General features: G+C 53.9%; 15 protein-coding genes and 6 pseudogenes. 10 read left to right on the plus strand and 11 right to left on the minus strand.

All coding sequences use genetic code 11. The features are described from left to right. Positions 1-6: 6 nt before the first annotated feature. The 5 genes and pseudogenes from HGO37_RS24575 (at position 7) to HGO37_RS24595 (ending at position 3,805) form a co-directional block, all read left to right on the plus strand. Positions 7-984, plus strand: a complete 978-nt coding sequence (locus HGO37_RS24575) for a FecCD family ABC transporter permease (protein ID WP_250985663.1) — start codon at positions 7-9, stop codon at positions 982-984. Then, positions 984-1,613, plus strand: a complete 630-nt coding sequence (locus tag HGO37_RS24580; RefSeq protein WP_250985664.1) for a FecCD family ABC transporter permease — start codon at positions 984-986, stop codon at positions 1,611-1,613. The genes HGO37_RS24575 and HGO37_RS24580 overlap by 1 nt, the downstream gene beginning before the upstream one ends. Continuing rightward, a pseudogene (locus tag HGO37_RS24585) lies at positions 1,574-2,323 on the plus strand (hypothetical protein); the annotation flags it as partial. The gene HGO37_RS24580 and the pseudogene HGO37_RS24585, both read left to right, overlap by 40 nt. Beyond that, positions 2,320-2,870: pseudogene (locus tag HGO37_RS24590) on the plus strand (hypothetical protein). The pseudogenes HGO37_RS24585 and HGO37_RS24590, both read left to right, overlap by 4 nt. A gap of 230 nt (positions 2,871-3,100) precedes the next feature. Continuing rightward, complete coding sequence (locus HGO37_RS24595; protein WP_250985665.1) at positions 3,101-3,805, plus strand: Crp/Fnr family transcriptional regulator; 705 nt, start codon at positions 3,101-3,103, stop codon at positions 3,803-3,805. 309 nt (positions 3,806-4,114) lie between these two features. Here HGO37_RS24595 and HGO37_RS26595 read toward each other — a convergent pair whose 3' ends face one another. Together HGO37_RS26595 and HGO37_RS24600 are read right to left on the minus strand one after the other, a co-directional pair. Beyond that, positions 4,115-4,591: an NUDIX hydrolase gene (locus HGO37_RS26595; RefSeq protein WP_352230604.1), complete on the minus strand. Its 477-nt coding sequence runs from the start codon at positions 4,589-4,591 to the stop codon at positions 4,115-4,117. A gap of 190 nt (positions 4,592-4,781) precedes the next feature. Further along, positions 4,782-5,060 (minus strand): hypothetical protein, encoded by a 279-nt coding sequence (locus HGO37_RS24600; RefSeq protein WP_250985666.1) that lies wholly within the window; start codon positions 5,058-5,060, stop codon positions 4,782-4,784. Between the two features lie 472 nt (positions 5,061-5,532). On the opposite strand from HGO37_RS24600, the pseudogene HGO37_RS24605 reads away from it, so the two are divergent. Beyond that, positions 5,533-6,243: pseudogene (locus HGO37_RS24605) on the plus strand (flagellin); the annotation flags it as partial. 88 nt (positions 6,244-6,331) lie between these two features. Here HGO37_RS24605 and HGO37_RS24610 read toward each other — a convergent pair. The 3 genes and pseudogenes from HGO37_RS24610 to HGO37_RS24620 form a co-directional block, all read right to left on the minus strand. Beyond that, entirely contained in the window at positions 6,332-6,766 is a 435-nt protein-coding gene (locus HGO37_RS24610; protein ID WP_250985668.1) for a YybH family protein, read from the minus strand. A gap of 33 nt (positions 6,767-6,799) precedes the next feature. Beyond that, a pseudogene (locus HGO37_RS24615) lies at positions 6,800-6,988 on the minus strand (DUF3833 family protein); the annotation flags it as partial. Between the two features lie 81 nt (positions 6,989-7,069). Next, a pseudogene (locus HGO37_RS24620) lies at positions 7,070-7,978 on the minus strand (nucleotidyltransferase and HEPN domain-containing protein). A gap of 412 nt (positions 7,979-8,390) precedes the next feature. Here HGO37_RS24620 and HGO37_RS24625 point away from each other — a divergent pair. From HGO37_RS24625 to HGO37_RS24635, 3 genes and pseudogenes are all read left to right on the plus strand, one after another. After that, the gene (locus HGO37_RS24625) at positions 8,391-9,068 is read left to right on the plus strand and encodes an iron chelate uptake ABC transporter family permease subunit (protein WP_250985670.1); all 678 of its coding nucleotides are present in this window, start codon (positions 8,391-8,393) and stop codon (positions 9,066-9,068) included. Between the two features lie 20 nt (positions 9,069-9,088). After that, positions 9,089-9,355 (plus strand): iron chelate uptake ABC transporter family permease subunit, encoded by a 267-nt coding sequence (locus tag HGO37_RS24630; RefSeq protein ID WP_250985671.1) that lies wholly within the window; start codon positions 9,089-9,091, stop codon positions 9,353-9,355. A gap of 117 nt (positions 9,356-9,472) precedes the next feature. Beyond that, positions 9,473-9,691, plus strand: a pseudogene (locus HGO37_RS24635) (ATP-binding cassette domain-containing protein); the annotation flags it as partial. A gap of 196 nt (positions 9,692-9,887) precedes the next feature. Here HGO37_RS24635 and HGO37_RS24640 read toward each other — a convergent pair. The 4 genes from HGO37_RS24640 to HGO37_RS24655 form a co-directional block, all read right to left on the minus strand. After that, the gene (locus tag HGO37_RS24640) at positions 9,888-10,733 is read right to left on the minus strand and encodes a class I SAM-dependent methyltransferase (protein WP_250985672.1); all 846 of its coding nucleotides are present in this window, start codon (positions 10,731-10,733) and stop codon (positions 9,888-9,890) included. A gap of 92 nt (positions 10,734-10,825) precedes the next feature. Continuing rightward, positions 10,826-11,539, minus strand: coding sequence for a winged helix-turn-helix transcriptional regulator (locus HGO37_RS24645; protein ID WP_250985673.1), 714 nt, complete (start codon positions 11,537-11,539; stop codon positions 10,826-10,828). Between the two features lie 529 nt (positions 11,540-12,068). After that, positions 12,069-15,434, minus strand: coding sequence for a chemotaxis protein CheB (locus tag HGO37_RS24650; RefSeq protein WP_250985674.1), 3,366 nt, complete (start codon positions 15,432-15,434; stop codon positions 12,069-12,071). 59 nt (positions 15,435-15,493) lie between these two features. Beyond that, positions 15,494-15,811, minus strand: coding sequence for an ArsR/SmtB family transcription factor (locus HGO37_RS24655; protein WP_250985675.1), 318 nt, complete (start codon positions 15,809-15,811; stop codon positions 15,494-15,496). A 122-nt stretch (positions 15,812-15,933) separates the two neighbouring features. On the opposite strand from HGO37_RS24655, the gene HGO37_RS24660 reads away from it, so the two are divergent. Beyond that, a complete protein-coding gene (locus tag HGO37_RS24660) occupies positions 15,934-16,536 on the plus strand; it encodes a hypothetical protein (RefSeq protein ID WP_250985676.1) in 603 nt (200 codons plus the stop codon). A 716-nt stretch (positions 16,537-17,252) separates the two neighbouring features. On the opposite strand, the gene HGO37_RS24665 is transcribed toward HGO37_RS24660, so the two are convergent. Further along, complete coding sequence (locus tag HGO37_RS24665) at positions 17,253-17,618, minus strand: response regulator (RefSeq protein ID WP_250985677.1); 366 nt, start codon at positions 17,616-17,618, stop codon at positions 17,253-17,255. Next, on the minus strand, positions 17,619-19,079 hold the full coding sequence (locus HGO37_RS24670; protein WP_250985678.1) for a PAS domain-containing HWE histidine kinase family protein: 1,461 nt from the start codon (positions 19,077-19,079) through the stop codon (positions 17,619-17,621). Positions 19,080-19,102 lie beyond the last annotated feature (23 nt).

Here is a 19,102-nt window from a genome sequence, read left to right on the forward strand (position 1 = left end):
ATCCGATTGATTTCTTTTGGCCTGCTAGCGCTTCTGCTCGCATTTCTCAGCCTGTGGTCACTAACCGTCGGTACAACTGCGATACCGCTTAGTGATGCATTACGTGCCGTAACGTCGGAGGGTACTAGCCACCAGGATGTGATTATTTCGACGATCAGGTTGCCACGAGTTCTAACAGCCATCATCGTCGGTTCGACATTGGGTGTAGCAGGAGCATTGATGCAGGCGGTGACAAGCAACCCATTGGCGTCACCTGATCTGCTCGGGATAAGCGCCGGAGCCGCTTTTGCGGTTGTCATATCCATCGTTTTCTTTAATGCGCAATCGCCACTCGTATTTCTATGGTTTGCCTTCGGCGGCGCTGCGGTCGCAGGTGCAATCGTTTATGTCATCGCAGCGGCCGGAATATCGGGTGTGACACCCGTCAAACTTGCCCTTTCCGGCGCTGTACTCAGTGTTTTTCTGGGCTCGGTTTCTGCGTCGCTACTGATCTTTGACATGAAGGCTATCGATACTATCAGAATGTGGTCTGTCGGTTCTTTGGTGGGGAAAGAAATGGCTTCTGTCGTCGCCGTGGCGCCCTTTGCCCTTGCGGGCGTAGCTGCCACTCTGCTGCTTGCCAAGGAGGTCACGACGCTGAGCCTTGGAGCGGATGTCGCGCAGGCGGTCGGGCAGAACGTCGTGGTATGGAGGCTTATCTCGGGAGCCATGGTTATTCTAATGGCCGGAAGTTCCGTTGCACTTGCCGGCCCGATTGGTTTTGTGGGGCTTGTAGTGCCGCACATCGTGCGCCTGAGTGTTGGGATCGACTACCGATGGATTTTGCCTTTTTGTGCACTGTCAGGTGCTTTGTTGGTCGTGACAGCAGATGGGCTGCAAAGAAGCCTGACCGGGATTGATATTCCAGTCGGGGTCACGCTTGCTCTGATTGGAGCACCTTTCTTCGTGTGGCTGGCGCGATCGCGTTCAGGCGGTATTGCTTGATGCGAAGCGTTCTCGCGTTATTGGGATTAACGGCTGTCTTGCTTTTGAAGGCGTTGGCGATTGGTGATCATCCGATCGGGTTGGAGCAGGTCCTAGCTGTCCTTACCGACAGCCCCTCGGCTGAACCATTGTCGACACGGATCGTACACGATGTTCGGCTCCCTCGGGTTGTAATGGGATTTCTGGTCGGTGCATCGTTGGCCGTCTCGGGCCTCATCGCGCAATCGGTACTTCGCAATCCACTGGCGGAGCCCGGGTTGATCGGTGTCAATGCCGGGGCAGCACTCGCCGCCGTCATCGTAATCGTCAGGTTCGAAGTGCCACCCACTCACCTTTTATCGTGGCTTGCGTTTGCCGGAGCGCTGACAATGGCGCTAGCGATCTATGCATTGTCATGGAACAGCGGCAGTTCATCGCTGCGTATCATTCTCATTGGTATTGGCCTCAGTTCTTTGGCTTGGGCCGGAGCCAATTTCATTTCCGCCTTTGGCGACGCACAGGCGGTGCAGCGAGCAATGGTCTGGTTATCGGGTAGCATCTACAACAGCACCTGGGAAAAAATCCGTACGCTTGCGACGTGGTTGACAATGAGCTGGAAAACGGGATCAATGCATCGCGTGAGCAGGTGACCACTCTGTTTAATGAAGGGCAAAAACGGCTCGAGACGATGCGTGGTCTGGTCTCTGCTCCGGGCGTCGTCGAACCACGGGCCGACAAATTCTCATCAGAAGTCGTGGCCCTCACCGGTGTCATCGCTTCGCTGGGCCAAACTTCGATTGCGCCCTCCATCCGCCGGGCCGCCGACGACCTTTCCCTTGGCTTCATCGCTCCGATTCCAGACGGTGGCGTACAGGATCTGATCAGCCGTCAGGACCGTGTGATGGAGACGATCCGAACCTCTGTTGCGGCTCAATCCAAGGTGCTGTCGGAAGCCGCCGACGAGATCCTTTCGCGTGCTCCCGTGGCCGATCGGCGTTTCGTGCCGCTCTCATCGGCGGAAGCCGTTCTGCGGTATGCCTCGGATTTCATTCCCGCATGGGCAGGGGCCATTTCGATCGATCTGTTACCAGGGGTCATGGTGTTCATTCTGGCGGTGGTAAATGGCGCAATTCGTAGACAGGATGAGACGATGCCGCTTGCCGAACGTATTACGGTGTCTGAGATGATGCAGACAATGGAAATGCAGAAAGCCATCGCGGCCGGATCCATGTCGGCTAGTGAAGTGAAGGCCACAGAGGAAGCTATTGCGGAAACTGAAGGTAGCGCGGACGACACGGAGGTCAATAACATCACTAGTCTCGGCCTCAACAAGACGCCGCGTAAAGGTCCGGCGACATGAAACCAGCATCTGCGCTCAAGGCCGTACTCAGCATCGATGATGGTGTATTAATGCGCGGTGCCTTCTACGTCCTGCTCGCGGCATCATTGGCCTTTTTGGTGGTCGACATCCGGGAGATCAACACAGCCGAAGCGGCGCGACCCGCTTTTGAAACAATGCCGGACCTACCAACCCTTCTCCCACCGACGACCGCGCCAGGTGCCCCAGGCGCACCACTTGTCCAACCCTCTAGCCCCGAGGAAATCTTACGCAAGCCGATGACGTTTAATCTAGTCTCAGGCGGCGTGCTTCGGATGCCATAGTGGGCGTGCATCAGGTGTTCAATGGTAACATCGAGCGCCCGTCGCCGGAGCAGGCGATGTCTAGTGCTCAGGCAGCCACGGCGCGTATAGCGCGACATCTTGAGGAAATGGATATCGGTGCTGGTTTGTGGATCCACGCGCTCGAAACCCCGCCGAACCAGCTCTATTATCTCACCCCCGCTGAGATGGCGGAATACCGCCTGACGACCGACGCAATCGCTGCAAGTGAACCAAACGCTGGATGACGCTTTACCGGACTTGTCCAAACGCGGTGGGCGAGATGCAATACCGGGACTGTTTTCATCAAAGATGGCACATCAGCCGTTAGCTTGTTAGACGATGACCGCCATCGATTTGTGGCGTGTTTTTCTGCTAGCGCACCACCCCCTTAGACTCCGTTGATCATTTCTGACAATTGACAATTCTGATCCATGTTGTGTGTGATCCGTCGACCAAACAATTGATGGAGAGCATTATGACCAAGATAGCAACCGAGCCCGTCGAGATAGCTGCAAAATGTCTCGCATGTCATATCAGATATTCCGGAATTTGCGCTGTCATGTCCGTTGAAGAATTGAGCGAGGTCGGGCGGAGAACAATCCGGCGAACGTTCAAGGCAGGCACTCCGATCTTCTTTGAGGGCGACAACGTACGAGCCAAGAACATTGTGAAGGGCGTGGTCCACCTGTCAAAGGGACTATCAGATGGTCGCCAACAAATTGTTGGGCTGCAGTTTTCTTCTGCACTATTGCCCGCTAGGATCAGTCAAGTGACAGCTCAAGCTGCCACCGACAGCGAATTATGTGCCATTCCGAATGCATTGCTCAATGACATCTTGGGCCGTAATCCCAAGGTAGAAGATGCGATGTACAAACAAACGTTGGATGAGCTTGATCAGGCCAGGCATTGGATGTTGTCAGTCGGACGCAAAACCGCCTTTGAAAAGGTCGCGAGTCTTATTCTGATGTTTGTCACGAAGGCGAGTTCCACCTCAGGCGGTGGTTATAAATGTGACCTTCCCCTCACTCGAGCTGAAATTGCTGACTTTCTGGGACTGACGGTTGAGACTGTGAGCCGCAACATGACGAAGTTGAGAGCAAGTGGCATCATTCAACTCGACAACGGAAGAGCCGTTGCAGTCAACAGCCTTCCACTCTTGAAAAAAGCTTCGGGCGATTAGTGTCGGAAGTGCAATCATGCCATTTGACGAAAATCTGGGCGATTAGCTGTCAAGGAAACATCGACGCGTCAGCGCTTATATTACGCTAAACTAAAGCGCTCTGAACAATGCGCGAACCAAGCTCGAACATTCTATCACCAGTTGCCAGGTGAAACGTTTAAGCAGTCACCAGTCAACTATGCATCGACTTGAGAATTCTCAGTCTCGTTGACTGACCGGGCTTTTATAGCCCACTGGCAACGGGGCCGCGATAACTGAGGCGTATTTAACAGAGAGCTTTTTGGAAAGTCTCTTGTCCTGAGGCGCAAGTCACTCAAGTGCATTGAGGGATGATAGCAACTTCCGAAGCTGGGGCTCATCGACAAGTGGTGCCGCAACCGATGGCCTAAACCACGCCTTCTGTCGCTGTTCAGTTTCCTTGAACTTTGCGGTGTCCTTAGTCACTCTGAGCAAATGAACAGAAACCTGTAGCTCCCTGTCTCCGTCTTTAAGGTACGAATAAAATCCGATCGGCCTCTTTCGTACCTTCCCCTGAACTCCGGATTCTTCGGAAGCTTCGCGTTGCGCGGCGAGATATGGTGCTTCCTTCCGCTCTATATTTCCTTTGGGTAAAATCCACCGGCCAGTGTCTCGGCTTGTCACGAGAAGTAATTCAAGCTCGCCATGTGGTGAAAACCGGCAACATACTGCTGCTGCCTGCTGACACGGTCTACCGTGTGCTTTCAAGCTATGACCTAAGAGTCGATCAATGTGCCTGCGAAAGTTCACGGCTTTCTCCCGAAACACAGGGTATGCGCCAATTCTCTAAAATACAAAGTGTAAGTGTCGTTGCTGACCAATGAGTTAATGTCAGGCCAATGCCTTGGCTTGTGAAAGACTCCGAAATCTAACGATCGACATTTCTCGTGCGTTGTTTGGGATCGAATTATGGATCGGATGTTTCGAACCAGTGCTTCGGCTGGGGCCAACCAACCAGCTAATCAATGTGCCCCACTACGCTGCGACTTAGGGTGCTGGCGTCAGATAATGAGATTTCTCCGTTCAGAACGCCGATAATCTCAGGAACCGTCATCTCGCGCAGGATAACTTGATAGAGGGCCATCGGCGCCAATGGCCCAACATGTCCGGAAACGATTGACTTGATATCGGCACGTTGTTTTTGTGCTTCACTTCGGCATAGCTCCTCAGTCGCAGCATAGAACAACAACTCGTCAGTGCCAGGAATGATCTGATAAGCCCAAATCCGAGTTTCCATCGTCCATTTCCACGTAATAGTTCGCCACGACTTATACGTGTATCTACAGCACGATGGCAACGGACAACCGGAGTTTTAAAACACGCGGTTTGACGCAGACGTCATGAACACCGGCATGGGAGCAACAGGATTTTCTCAGGAGTTTGAGCCAGAGGACCACATGGCTACGAGCAACAGTGGAAGGCTCTAAATCTGTTTGTTGCAAACGATAGGTATGCAATAAGGAAGAAACCACAAGTCCTGCGGAAATAATGTGCGTAACTTACAAATCGCTCCATAAAAGTAGATTGCGATAAAATTATACGCAATTACTACAACTCATTTCAACTGACGGTGGCATATTGGCCTCAACAGCACGCAAATGGCGAGCGTGGACTACCCGGCATGAAGCCACTTTCTAAACGCTATACTTCATCTATTCTTTTAGAAAGAACAACATGCTTAGCCTTAAAACCAACCAGCTTCCCTCAGTGCACAGCAAAATCTTGCCCGCACGAATAATAGCTTGAGAATCTCGATTGAGCGCCTTTCGACGGGCCTACGCATTAACGAAATGGCACAGCTACCTGTCTCACCAGCAAAGGCCGGTAATTCTGCTGAAGCTGCTGCGAGCCAGGTGATCGCCAAGGCGCAGACCGAGGATGCCAATCTCAGCAACGCCCAGCTCGTACGCACAAGAATGTCTACGCTGGTACAACAGGCTGGCGACAGCGCAACAACCGCTACCGACTGCGATGCAATCAACCAGGAACTCTCCAGTCTGAAAGGCGAGTTAAAGACTATTTCTGTTAGCGCCAACAACGACGCATTGTCCAAATCGTATGCAGGCGGCAATGGCGCGTCTTACAGCTTGGTGGGCGCCGCCGGTTCGCGCGACATCAGCATTTCCGCATCGACAACCGCGGAAGACTATGCCGGTATGCTGACGGCTCTGAACGGCGCGCGCGATGGCGTTTCTGCAGCCCAAGCCGGCAACAGTGTTACCATGACCACGGCGTGTAAAGATCATACGGACAGTCTTGTAAACTCTGCAAAAAGCTCTGGTCTGGATGTGCGTGAACTGACCCAGAATGCTGAACTATTTTCGAGCGCTACTGCGGCTCGTGAAGCACTGTTTGCAAGCAGCCTGCCCATCGGCAATTCCAGCATCGCCCTCATTCAGGCAGCACTTCTGCGCGGCTAACCAGCCGCGAATTGCGAAATGAGAACGCGTGAGATATCTCTCACGCGTTCATTCGACGTTAATGGATTATTTATCTTTAGCTGCTGGCTCAACCCGGTCTGAGCTCTGTCATCGCACGCCCACTGCCATCCATTGCCATGGGATAACTACTGTGCTCGTGAATGATCTTCCACTGGCCGTCGCGCCGGCTCAGAACAACTGTCCTTCTGTTCCAGGCATCAACTGGCCCTTCGCCTTTCTTGACGCCCTTCATTTGGCTAAGGCCGAACACGACAGCCAAATCACCTTCGACGATGACTGTCGGGTTTTGAAGTTCGACGGATACGCCGTTTTCCCAGGTATCGAACCATTCCTCGAGACCGGCGATCCCATCGTCTGCGGTACCGACTATTTGGAGCGGTGGAGGCAGATCGAATAAGACAACGTCTTCAGAAATTGGAGCAACAATGGCCCTGGCGTCGCCACGGGCATGCGCTGCGTCCTGATCCTTGATAATCTTGAGAACATCGTTGGCGTCAGACATGTTGGTTCCTCCCTATGTCCGTTGAACTGTACGTCAGTTTACTCGTTCATAAAACGCATTCAACGCCGCGACCTCGATACGCAGTTTCGTCAATGAGGCACGCACACTCATGTGATCTTCATCTTGAAGGAAAAACCAGTCATCAAAACCAAAATTGGTCTTCGAACCATCTGCCATGGGCACACCGCGGGGATGTTTCCATCGAAAGGCATTTCCGCATAGTCGGCCTTCAGATCTACAGCCCGATGATCACCCCTGTGATGCCATAAAGTGAACCGTTGCGCACTGGCTGTAACCGCGACGTTAGGACTTCGGTTCCTGCTGCAGCTTCTCGATATGCTCCCTACAGAGTGTTTCAATCAGGGTATGAAGTTCAGCCGTCCGCTCCTGAAGCCAGGCAAGTGCCTCTTCGCTGATCTAGAACTGTTTTGAATAGCGCGCCTTGACGTAGGCTTCGTTGAGAATGTTGTACCATGCGGTAAAGCGTTGCTGTTCGCGCGGCCAGATATCGACAAGCCGCCGGTCACGATCCTCGGAAAGCCCACGCAGGAATTTGAGATTGTGCGACGGCGGGCTGTAATTTGTAAGCGTTAGGAGATAGCAGGAATAGGCTGTCTCTACGGATTGGTGAAGATTGAAAGTAGCGAGGTTGAGGTTCTCTTCCTGAACGAAGAATTTTGAACCTTTCAGAAAATCGACTGCATTCCGAAACTGCTTTTCAAAATGTTCCTCTGCCACCCTGAGCGCATCCGTTGGGCTGAGCGGCTTTGGTTCGGCCAACGGTCGGTCATCGAACTCGTAGAGAATGATGCCTTCACGGGCGAGATCGACAAAGAAGTACTGCCCGTCATGCAAAAAATTGCTGATCTCGCGGGCACCATGCACGATCAGACCAACAGGCGTTTCGATATCCTTGTCCCACATTAGCCGGTCGGTGGCCTTGTCCCAGTATTTCGGGTCGGCCAGTTCCTTGTTGCTGACGATGACAAGAATATCGAAGTCCGAACGATAGCCTTTCGAGGTATGCGGTTCGTCGACAAAGGTACCGCGGGCATAGGAACCAAACAGGATGATCTTGTAAATCCGCCCGTCTTTTTTCGCATCCGACTTCGAACGCTCGACCACGCCAGCAAACTCTTCATGGATGATGCGGACGACCTTTTCAAGTTCGACCTGCTTTGCCTGCGGAAGATGTCCGATATCCGATTTCATCGCCTTCACCATCGATTCTTCTGAACCGTCACCTTAGCCGTGATCGGCAGGCTATTGCTACTCCACAATCTTGTAGTGGTTGTCAGGAGAACCTTCGGTGCCATTGCGGAGCCAAAGCAAACAGCGAGTGGCGGATAGGAATGTTGCCGGGGTCGGAGGTTGCGACTGAACCGTGAAGCTTCAAGATTGTGTGGATTGTTGGGACCATCTGCAACTATTGACTACCGATCAACAAAAAGCTTCTCGAAGTCAGACCGGAACACACCGTGTTTCAACACACGAGAACCACACGTCGTATACTAGTTTCGCAATAATAATATAGTCATGCCGTCGTGTCGCTGGGCGATGATCTCGCCCGTTCACTCGGTGTCAATATTCTGCAGGCCGTATCCTCACCCTCATTGCTGTAACATTGCTGGCAGGGGCCGGAACAGCTGCTTATGGTCCAGTCGGATTTGTCGGGTTGATGGTGCCGCATGTGGTGCGCTGGTTTGTCGGACCCGATCAACGCTGGATCATCCCGCTGACGATGATCTATGCACCTGTGCTGCTGCTGTCCGCCGACATTGCTGGACGGCTGATCTTGTTCCCCGGCGAACTCGAAGCTGGCATCATGAGCGGGGCGATCTTCCAGTCATTGACCCGCAATCCCTTGGGCTCGCCTGATATCATTGGTTTCTCGGCGGGCTCCTACACCGGAGCACTGGTTGTCATGTTGCTTCTGTCGGGCGGCTATTATGAGACGGCAGCCGGGGCGCTGAATGGTGGCATCATCACGGCGATGGCCGTTTATCTGCTCGCCTACCGGCGTGGTGTGCAGGGTTTTAGGTTGATCATCGTCGGTATTGGTGTGGCCGCCATGCTCTCTGCCTTCAACACATGGATGATCCGCGAGGCCGATCTGCAGGTTGCGATGTCGGCTGCCATATGGGGCGCAGGCTCGCTCAATGGTCCTGGCTTCGAACAGCTTCTGCCTGTTGTCATCGTGCTGTGCCTCGTCTCGCCGCCGGCACTTTTTCTGTCGCGCCCGATGCGCCAGCTTGAGGTGGGCGATGACATGGCGCGCGCATCAGGCGTTAACGCCAACTGAACGCGCGCTTTGCTGATGGTGTGTGGTGTGGCGCTGACCGCCATCGTCACCGCTGCAGCAGGACGATCTCCTTCATTGCACTGGCTGCACCACAGATCGCCCGGCGAATTAACTGCTCGGCTGGGGTTGCGTTGATACCGTCTGCCCTGATGGGTGGTCTTCTGCTGCTGGCTGCCGACTGGGCTGCACAACATGCATTCGGGGTGCAGCTATCCGTTGGGGTGATGACGGTCAGAATCGGCGGCATTTATTTTCTCTGGCTTCTTACGCGCGAGGGTCGCAAATGACCGACACAAACACCGGCAATAGCGAAAGCACCAATACCCATTCCGGTACAGATACCAACCCGAACTCGAACCAACAACCAACGCCAAAACCCAATTCCTGCACATCCGGCCGCACGTTTGCATGCGGACAGTGTGACGCTGCGCTATGATGAGTGCACCATCTCGTAGAACCTGTCAGTATCGATCCCCGACGGTTCCTTCACCGTCATCGTCGGGCCGAATGCCTGCGGCAAGTCCACGCTGCTTCGAGCCCTGTCACGGCTGCTGGCACCGTCATCGGGTCAGGTGATCCTCGATGGCACAAGCATAACCGACATCCCCGCTAAGGAAACCGCAATAAGATCATCGAAGGCGTCATGGCAGATGAAATGAAACGCCTCCTATAGCTTCTCACATTCAACCACTCGAGAATGCGTTCACCGGACGCTGGCTATGGTATGTGGGTGCGAGGTTTCGGGCGGCGCGGGGAAGCCGCCGGTCTGATCCGCAGTGGAACGCCTCGCCCGCGCCAATCGGACGAGGCGTCAGAAACCTATGGCACCCGTACGGTGACCCGCAGGAACGAGGCGGGGATCGTCGTGGCGTCATTGGTCTTGGCTTGGTTCTGGCGGTTGAACAGCAGATCAAGGTCATTCTGCAATTCCTCGCCGTTTCCAGTCTTGGCTGCCGCCTCGAAGGCATTCATAGTCGGACCATAGAAATTACGGAACTGACTGAGGAAATTCGTAGCCGGGCCGGGGTAATTGAATGTGTAAGTATCTTTCTCGCAGGTGATGTTAACAGGAGGGATGCCGGCGGCTTGGAAGCGCTCGATCACGTTGGCTTCCACGCCCCAGGTCATCGGACTGATGAAGCCTTCCGGCGGAGGCGGTGAATAGACCGAGCTGATCCTGAGTATCTGCGCCACGAGGGTAGGGTCGCCGGGGATCCAGTTGCCCATGACGATCCTGCCGCCGGGCTTGGTGACGCGCACCATTTCTCTCGCGACATCGCCGGGCCTGGGTGCGAACATGGCGCCGAAGATCGAGACGACGACGTCGAATCCCCTGTCTTCGAGGTTGACCAGATCGCTCGCGTCGCCCTCTTCGAAGCGAATGTTGGAAAGCTGTAGGGCCTTGGCACGGGCATTGCCGGCCGTGACAAGATTACGGGCGATGTCCACGCCCACAACATTCGCGCCGGCCTGCGCCGCCGGTATCGCTGTCGTACCGTCCCCGCAACCGAGGTCCAGCACCCTTAGGCCTTTTTCGACGCCGATCGATTTAACGAGGGCCTCACCGCTTTCGCGCATGGCAGCGGCAATACGTGTGAAGTCACCCTTTTCCCAGAGCGCCTTGTTGGCGTTGGGAAGGGGAGTAGCGGTCAGATTGGGATCCATCGGGATTTCCTTTCGTGGTTTGAACGAGACCAACCAATCACTGGCTCGACCCGCCAGATAGTGCAGAAAGTGGAGCAAGCCGATACAGATTGCTAAGCGCTGGCTCTGGTTGCGGCCTGATGCTCCGGAGCGGCGGCATAGCTGCTACGCACCATCCATGTTTCCAGCGTGGCAATCAGCTTGCGGTCGCCGATCAAGACAAGAGAATTTGAATTGATTTCACTGCGCAGGGTCGACCATCCCATCCAGGCCGAGGTCATCGCCTTCAGATCGGCCCTTATGAACAGATCGACGTCATGGCGTGGATCGAGCAGGCAGAGATCTACGGGGTGACCCGGACGGGCCACGAGCCAATAGTGCCGCTCGCTTTCGATCAGTTCCGGATAGGTGAACTGGATGACCGTCGTCGTGCCTCGCGGAAAGGCGTTGGTATCGATCTTCTGGCGCATGTTCCACATCAACAGACGCGCATCAAGTTTGCTAAGCGAGACTTCCTTGTCGATATTTCGATGCGCCCATTTGCCTAAAGCCTGCACCACGGGCTTCAATTCGTCAGCCATGGCGGTCGTGGTGTAGCCCGGCTCACCAGCATCGCTTTCGACACGACGAACCAAGCCGTGCTGTTCCATTTCCTTCAGGCGTTTCGACAGGAGAGTAGGAGAGATACCGGGCACACCGCGGCGGATCTCGTTGAAGCGCGTGGCGCCGTGCGACAGTTCACAGAGGATCAGCAGTGTCCAGCGCGGTTCGATGATGTCGCAAGCTTTGGCCACGGGGCAAAAGCTGTCATAGCAGTCGGAAGACATGATAACCTCCCAAAGAAACCATTCTTAATACGGCCTTTGATGGCGTCCAGTCCTGAAAGTGTAGCACTTTCTGGCGGCCGCGTATTAGCTGTCTGGATTGCGTAGAACTGCGTTGCTCCCATCGCCGTGGGAAACGTCCGTTCTTGGCCCAACCTGCGTAGGAGATCTGATGGCGGTAGAACCGACAGTCCGTCTCCGGCCCGATAACGCTGACGGTGCGCCGGACAGGAACGTCGGCTGCCGAGAACCCGACCAGGAGATTGGAATGGCGACAATGGCTCGGACGCGGTCATAGGGCTCGCCCGCGCTCTATGCAGCTATTTCATCCCGGCCTCCAAGACCGGACGGGCCGTTGTGGCCCGATATTGGTCATTCCATACAGTCAAAGTCCGGCACTGAGTGCTTTCAAACAGATCACTTCAGCGAAAACCGGGTCTCGGGTTCAAATCCGTTCAAGGCGGACACGGGCAACACATCTGCTAAAGCACCGTTTCAATTGCCCTTTATAGGCGATGACCTTTAGCGGCATTTAAGGGGCAGCTTTATTCCGAAGCTCGGCGACAAGCGCCTCTTGCCGTGCCTGCAGTCTGCGCAGATCGTCAACGTCGGTCGATGTTCCCAGCCATTCGATAATGTTCCCCTTCTCGTCGCGGACAGGAGTGGCGCGTGTGTGAAACCAGCGATACTCGTTCGTACTCGCTTGTCGAATCCGATACTCAACCTCGAATCCACCCGTTTCTCCAGCTTTCGACCAGTTCATATGCGCAGTGTCACGGTCGTCTGGATGCACCGGTTCCAGCCAGCCCATACCATGGCTCTCTTTTTCCGCCTGTCCCGTATATGCTGTCCACTGTGGGCCAGACCACGTTAAATTTCCACCGTCGCCAGCGCGCCATACCAACTGTGGAATACCCTCCAAGAGCGCACGTTGGCGTATCTCCGCGCGGGCTAGTTCTTGTTCAACATGTTTGATTTCAGTAATATCGTGGACGATGCCACCAACGTGGATGACTTCCCCTCGATTGTCTTTAATAGGAAAGTCTGTGTTCCTCAGCCATCGAATTTCACCGTCTTCGGGTCGACGTATGCGATACTCAAACGTGACCCATTCGCCGTTTCGAACCCTTTGTAAGTATCCTGCGACGGCATCACGGTCTTCAGCCAAGATCAGTTCAAGCCAGCCGACCATATTGTCTCCGCGTAGCGCCGCTTCCCGGTCAAGTCCGTAGATTGCTTCGAATGCAGGGGTGAGGTAGGACCATTGAAACGTTTTTGCATCGCGGATCCAAAGAATGTCTTGGGATGCCTCGCCAAATTGACGGAGCCGGTCTTCGGATGCTCTCAAGGCCGCTTCTATTCGTGCCCGCTCCGAGACGTCCACAAAGGTAACCACTGTGCCATCGATGCGGTCTTCTACTGTTCTATAGGGCCGTAGCCGCATAGTGAATTCTCGACCTTGCCGACTTGTTACCTCACGCTCTATGGGAATCAGGTCCTTAAGAACCTTGCGTGCGTCCTTATCCATCGCGTCATAGTCAAGTTGGTGAGTAAAGTCTGTAATGGCACGACCAATGTCATGCCGCGTGACGTTGAAAAGCTCGGCCACAGGAGCCGTAAACATGCGGATGCGTAGGTCGGGGTCGAGAAACAGAGTGCCTATCTCGGTAGCTGCTGAAAGATTTTGCAAGTCGCTATGGGCGGCTGAAATGCTGTCGAGTTTGCTCTTCAACTCGGCATTGACCGTGTGCAGTTCCTCGTTAATGGATTGCAGCTCTTCCTTGGACGTTTCGAGTTCCTCGGCCGTCGACCGATATTCCTCGTTCATTGATTGGAGCTCTTCGTTTGCTGCGCGGAGTTCCTGAACCAAGGCCTCATGGCCGTTGCGGCTCATCATGAGTGCCTCTTGCGAGGCCTTTAATTCGGCGTAGACGCGCCGCACTTCTCCTGGCCGAGTGTCAGACGCGTTCTCAAGTTCGTCGTTGTCGACAACGATCCCGCCATCCATAAAAAATACGAGAACCTGAGATACCTTACCTTCGCTCGGAAGCGGCGTTACTTGCAAAGAAACCCGCCTCTTTCCTTGATCGAAACTGACCACGCTTGGAAGCGTGACGCTGGGCTGCCCCATCTCGAACGCCCTAGCAAGCGCAATTCCGAGATCGAGACGCAACTCGGGTCTCACAACAGATGTCAAAGACTTCGAGACAGGCCCCGCGGAGTGGAGAATAAAGCGACCTGCCGTTGGCGACAAATGCAAAATGTTTTGAGCGTCGTCAACTAGCGCGCTGGCCGGTGCGTGTTGCTCCAATGCAGCTACATGGACGGCCGCCGGGATCGATGCCCGTTCCGTAACGAGTGAAGTGGGTCGAACGTAATTTGCGGGTTGTTCCGGAGCGGCAAACTGCGGAAGAATTGGTAGTAGATGACCACTTTGCGGGCGAGAAGCATAGATGCGAGCCTGTCTGTCAATACTCGCAAAGAGGTCCGCGGCTACATCAACTGTTTCTGCTGACCCGAGGAAAAGATATCGCCCTGTTCGCAAACCGTATTGAAACAGTGAGCAAACTTGTGCCTGAAGCGCACGCTCGAGGTAGATCAGCAAATTTCGACAGGTGATCAGGTCGAGCCGCATGAAGGGCGGCTCTTTTAGGACGCTATGTTTTGCAAATAAGACGGTGTCACGCAGTTCTTTCCGGACGCGAAAGTGGGTACCTTCATCGATGAAGAACTTTGCAAGCCTCTCCTGCGAAACATCAGCTTCGATGGCGCGTGGATAGCGTCCTTCTCTGGCCACTGCGAGTGCCGCGTCATCAAGATCGGTTGCGAAAATCTGCAATGGAATCTTAATGTGCTGCAAGGCCATTTCTTCTTGCAGCAGAATTGCAACACTGTAGGCCTCTTCGCCGGTAGCACAACCGACGACCCACACCCTAATGCTGTCTGCGCTTTCGGCATCGTAATCACTGATTATAGGCCGTATCGCCTGAACGGCCAAAGCCTTGAAAGCGTACTCATCTCGAAAAAACATAGTGACGGAAATTAGAAGATCCGAAAAAAGGTTCTGGGCTTCTTCTGGAGTGGTTGTCAGATGGTCGGCATAGTCCGCCAGACTTTTCATCCGACAAACCTGCATGCGCCGGACGACACGGCGCATCACGGTGGCGCGCTTGTATGCGGAGAAATCATGACCAACTCTAGAACGTAGTAATGCCACGATACGGCGAAGGTCGTTGGCAGATCCGGCCATATCGAGTGATCGTACAGCATCCTTGCTGCGGGCAACTTCTATTAGATACTCGGCAAGGCGAGATATTGGAGCCACAAAGTCTGCCGCACCTGTTGCGATCGCATTTGCTGGCATATCAGGAAAGCTGGCTTCCGAGGGTTCCTGCACCATTATAACGCCGCCAGCTTCTTTGACCGCTTTTACTCCCAAGGCACCATCTGCACCCGCACCAGACAAAACGATTGCAACACCATCACCGCGAGCTGCCGCAACGGAGCGAAAGAATATGTCGATCGGCGCGCGCTTGGCTCTGGGTTCGCTGAAACGACGAGCCTCTATCCCATCTCCATTGATGACAACTTCATGGTCTGGCGGGATGACGTACACACAGTTTGCATTGAGCGTAGTATAATCGCCAATCTCGTATACCGGCATGGGCGTGCAAACCGACAAAATTTCGCTAAGGGCGCTGGGCTCGTCAGGTGAGAGATGAAGAATAACGACATAAGCTAAGCCCAGGTCGACGGGGATCTGTCGAAACAAACTTTGTAAAACGCCACCCCCACCTGCCGATGCACCGATGGCGCATACCGGTAGGAGTTCATGGTTCGTGGACGACACATGGCCCAAGTAATCCGTCATATCGTGTTCGCCATCATCATTTGTCACGCTGCCGACTAAAAAACGGCCTGTCTCGACGTGACACTATAGCTGTCGAGCGATCTAAGCTAGGCAACTGTTTTGGCGTCAGGCGAATTGCTGTAGGAAATTTCATCGAGCGTGGCCAACATTTTCGCAATCGCTTCCGATGAGCATGAGTAATAGATAGTCTGAGCGTCTCTCCTGACGTCGACCAAATTGGCTTGTCGGAATCTACTGAGATGTTGAGACAATGCGGATTGGCTGACTTTCACCTCATTTGCAAGTGCCGATACGCTCCATTCTTGCCCCATGATCAGCCCAAGAATTTCCAAGCGACGTGTATTGGCTAGAACACTAAGTAAATCTGCAGCTTTCTCAGCATCGAATTTGAAATCGTGACTCACCAGCATTTCCTATCATTGGATCGGGTGGAATAATTCAGCTTCAGCCACACTCTTTTAAATTGCATAAAAAAGCCTATACTAATTTGCTTATATTTACAAATGCCACCAAGGAGCTTTGTCAGATGCAACAAGCGGAGCGTGCTAAAGTTCTTGCTTCAGAAATTGCAGGGCTCTTAACCGACGTCAGGGTAACCTTGGATGTCAGTAGAGGATTGCTGAATGAAATTCCTGCTGGTGGAGCTCGTAAGGAGGAAAAAGTTCGACTAGTGATCCCGGAGATGGGATTTTTCACATGGTTCGTTTCAGGAAATTTGTTTCACGGGGACAGCGTGTTTGGTGCTTTACATGCGTTGAGTTTGGAAGATCTATCATCGGGCGTTGGTGTTGAAGATGTACTATCACGGATCGCTACAAACGATCAGCCACAGGTAGCTAGAGGCCTTCGTTTTGCAATATCGTCTGGCCAGCGGTGTACGCTTAGCTACGCCACATATTGTGACAATACTCGCCGCGACATTGTGCTAATCGGTTGCTGCCTTCGCAACGAAGAGGGCATGCCGTCGTTTTTTTCCGGCATTGTGATTGAGAAGACTGAGGCAGTGTTCCTGGACGGGTCCGATCCCTTCAAGGCTTATTGCGATGCCGCTTTGTCGTTGGCGCAAGCGAGAGGTAATCTTCTCGCAACCCGGTATCTTAGGTCGGCACTGAATTCGGCTGCGAACTAGATCGCGCCTTCCTAATCGACAATCGAATGGGATCAGTCATGTTTGTCTTGCGAAGGACCTTCTCCGCTAAGGAATAAATTCCGAGACGATCGGAAAATAATGGAGGCCAGCCGCCGGAAATATCGCGCGGCGTTTGCAGGATCTCCGGTTCGATTCCGTTCAAGAGTATACAGGCCCATGATCACCTCCGTGATGCCATAAAGTGAACCGTTGCGCACTGGCAGTATCCGCTACAGCCCGGCCAGTCGGGATTAAGTTTTTGAAGGTCTGGCCTGATCGCACGAACGTGAAGCAGTGGAACTCCAGTCGCTCAACGCAGTGGGTTGGTCGGAGAACGACGCGAGGTCCGCACATGTTCAAACCACCATTTGTGATCGTATTTGCCGCACTCGCAGCTTCTCCAGCTTTTGCTATATCCCGCTATGACACGCCGAGCATGACATGTTCTGCGGTTCAGCGAACGATTGACCAGGAGGGCGCGGCCATACTTCGCTACCCATCCACGCGTGTGAAAAACATGACGCTTTACGACCGCTATGTCAGGAATAGTCGGCAATGTGAATTCGGCGAAAACGCTGAACGGACCACGGTTCCGACACGTGACCGACAGAACTGTTCGGTGTACCAATGTGAACCGCGCTGCAGCCCTTCAGCTTTTCGCGACTGCTGAGCGTTCACGCAATATCGTTAATAGCACGCCGCGAGCCGGCAATTTTTCAAGGTTTGATATTCATCTGGATCAGTGCGGTTTCCAACTCGATTCCAGAAATCGGCTTCGAAAGGTAAAGCGCTTCATTGGGGAGAATGCCTTGAGATGGACTGTAGCGGCCGGAGATAACGACAATCTTGCAATGCGGCCGTTGCTCTTTGACACGGTGAGCCAGACGAAGACCATTGATTGAGCCAGGCATGTCGATATCGGTCAGCAGCGCAGAAATGGCAGGCTCACGCTCCAGAACCTCAAGTGCTTGATCAGCATTAGCTGCTTCAAGCACTTGATAGCCAGCGTCAACCAGCATGTCGACGAGATCCATTCTGATCAATCCATCGTCTTCCACGACAAGCAAGCGGTTGGACTTCATTCAATGTTCTTTCTGAAATGTTTCAAGGTCAGCAGTGATGAAGCAGCGAATGCCTTCGGGACCATATTCTATGTTGACCGAACTGTCGGATGTGCCGTTTAAACCGGCCGAGATGAGACGCATGCCAGAGCCGTTGGACGCTGGTGCAACAATGCACGGCACTCCGCTCTCAATCCATTCCAATTCGAAACGATCCCTCTGAAGTCCCCCGACACGCCATTTAAGATCGATCCGTCCAGTGGCTAATGACAGAGCACCATGCTTTACGGCATTGGTGGCCAATTCGTGCAGTATAAGCGAGAGCGACAGAGACGGTCGCGAGCCAATCCGCAGGTCTGGACCCGATGTCGAGATGCGAGGCTTGGCGACGTCGTCGTGCAGCGCAGTCATCTGACCAACCAACTGCCGGACTGTGGAAGAACCGCGTCCACCCTCCAAGATTACGTCGTGAGCATCGCTCAACACTGAGATCCGGTCCGACAATCTCTTTCGCGCTGTCGCGATATCTGGGGCTGTCCTCAGCGTCTGTGAGGCAATAGCCTGAACCATAGCAAGCTGGTTTTTCAGCCGGTGACCAAGCTCATGTGAAAGAAGCGTCTGGCGCTCTTCCTCAGCGCGGAGTTGAGTAACGTCCTGAGCCTGCACCAGAATTCCAGTCACTGAGCCGTTTTCACCCCTCATCGGTTGGTAGACGAGATCAATCAGACGGGTCTGCATCTCTCCTTCAGGGCCACGGTTGAGCTCAACCGGGAGGTTCTTCGCGATGAACGGCTCTCCGGTAAAATAGACATCATCGAGTATTTTGATAAATCCTTGCCGAACAACCTCGCTAACCGCCTCGGCCACCGTCTTGCCGATGATCTCGCGTCCAACGCCGATCATCGCGTAATATTGCTCGTTCGCATAATCGAAGGTGTGATCCGGACCGACAAGCATGGCAATACCGCCCGGATTAAGCTCGAATACCTGCATGAAGCGTTCGCGCTGCGTGCGTTCCTTTCGGGCCATCGCTACCTGGGCAGTTATTTCGTTGCAGGCGCAGAACATACCCAACACTGTTCCCCACGGATCTCGCACGGGCGTGTAGCTGAAGGCGAAGTGGGTTTCCTCAGGATAGCCGTTGCGATGCATGGTGAACTGGATATCGTCCATAGCCGTGCCATGTCCGTTGTAAGCCGCGGTGATAATCGGATCCACCTGATCCCAAATATCGTGCCACAAATCACGGAAAGGCTTCCCAAAGGCATGTGGATGGCGGTTTCCACACATTGCCGCGTAGCCGTCGTTATAAAGCGTGATCTGGGATGGGCCCCACACCATAAGCATTGGCTGGAGCGAACCGAGCATGACGTTTGTCAGGGTCTTCAGTTCGACGCCCCACTCCTCCATCGGCCCAAGGGGCGTCAAGGCCCAGTCAAGGTCGCGGAAGAGACGCCCGCAATCCGGGTTCGTAGCAGTCATACATTTTCCTGAAGTTGAGCCCA

Source organism: Rhizobium sp. CG4, from assembly GCF_023701965.1.
GTDB lineage: Bacteria > Pseudomonadota > Alphaproteobacteria > Rhizobiales > Rhizobiaceae > Agrobacterium.

Bases quoted from the DNA above. Each gene is read 5' to 3' on its own strand.
- HGO37_RS24580 (WP_250985664.1), top strand. From the start codon at position 984: ATGCGAAGCGTTCTCGCGTTATTGGGATTAACGGCTGTCTTGCTTTTG.
- HGO37_RS24595 (WP_250985665.1), top strand. From the start codon at position 3,101: ATGACCAAGATAGCAACCGAGCCCGTCGAGATAGCTGCAAAATGTCTC.
- HGO37_RS24600 (WP_250985666.1), bottom strand. From the start codon at position 5,060: ATGGAAACTCGGATTTGGGCTTATCAGATCATTCCTGGCACTGACGAG.
- HGO37_RS24610 (WP_250985668.1), bottom strand. From the start codon at position 6,766: ATGTCTGACGCCAACGATGTTCTCAAGATTATCAAGGATCAGGACGCA.
- HGO37_RS24640 (WP_250985672.1), bottom strand. From the start codon at position 10,733: ATGGATCCCAATCTGACCGCTACTCCCCTTCCCAACGCCAACAAGGCG.
- HGO37_RS24645 (WP_250985673.1), bottom strand. From the start codon at position 11,539: ATGTCTTCCGACTGCTATGACAGCTTTTGCCCCGTGGCCAAAGCTTGC.
- HGO37_RS24660 (WP_250985676.1), top strand. From the start codon at position 15,934: ATGCAACAAGCGGAGCGTGCTAAAGTTCTTGCTTCAGAAATTGCAGGG.
- HGO37_RS24665 (WP_250985677.1), bottom strand. From the start codon at position 17,618: ATGAAGTCCAACCGCTTGCTTGTCGTGGAAGACGATGGATTGATCAGA.
- HGO37_RS24670 (WP_250985678.1), bottom strand. From the start codon at position 19,079: ATGACTGCTACGAACCCGGATTGCGGGCGTCTCTTCCGCGACCTTGAC.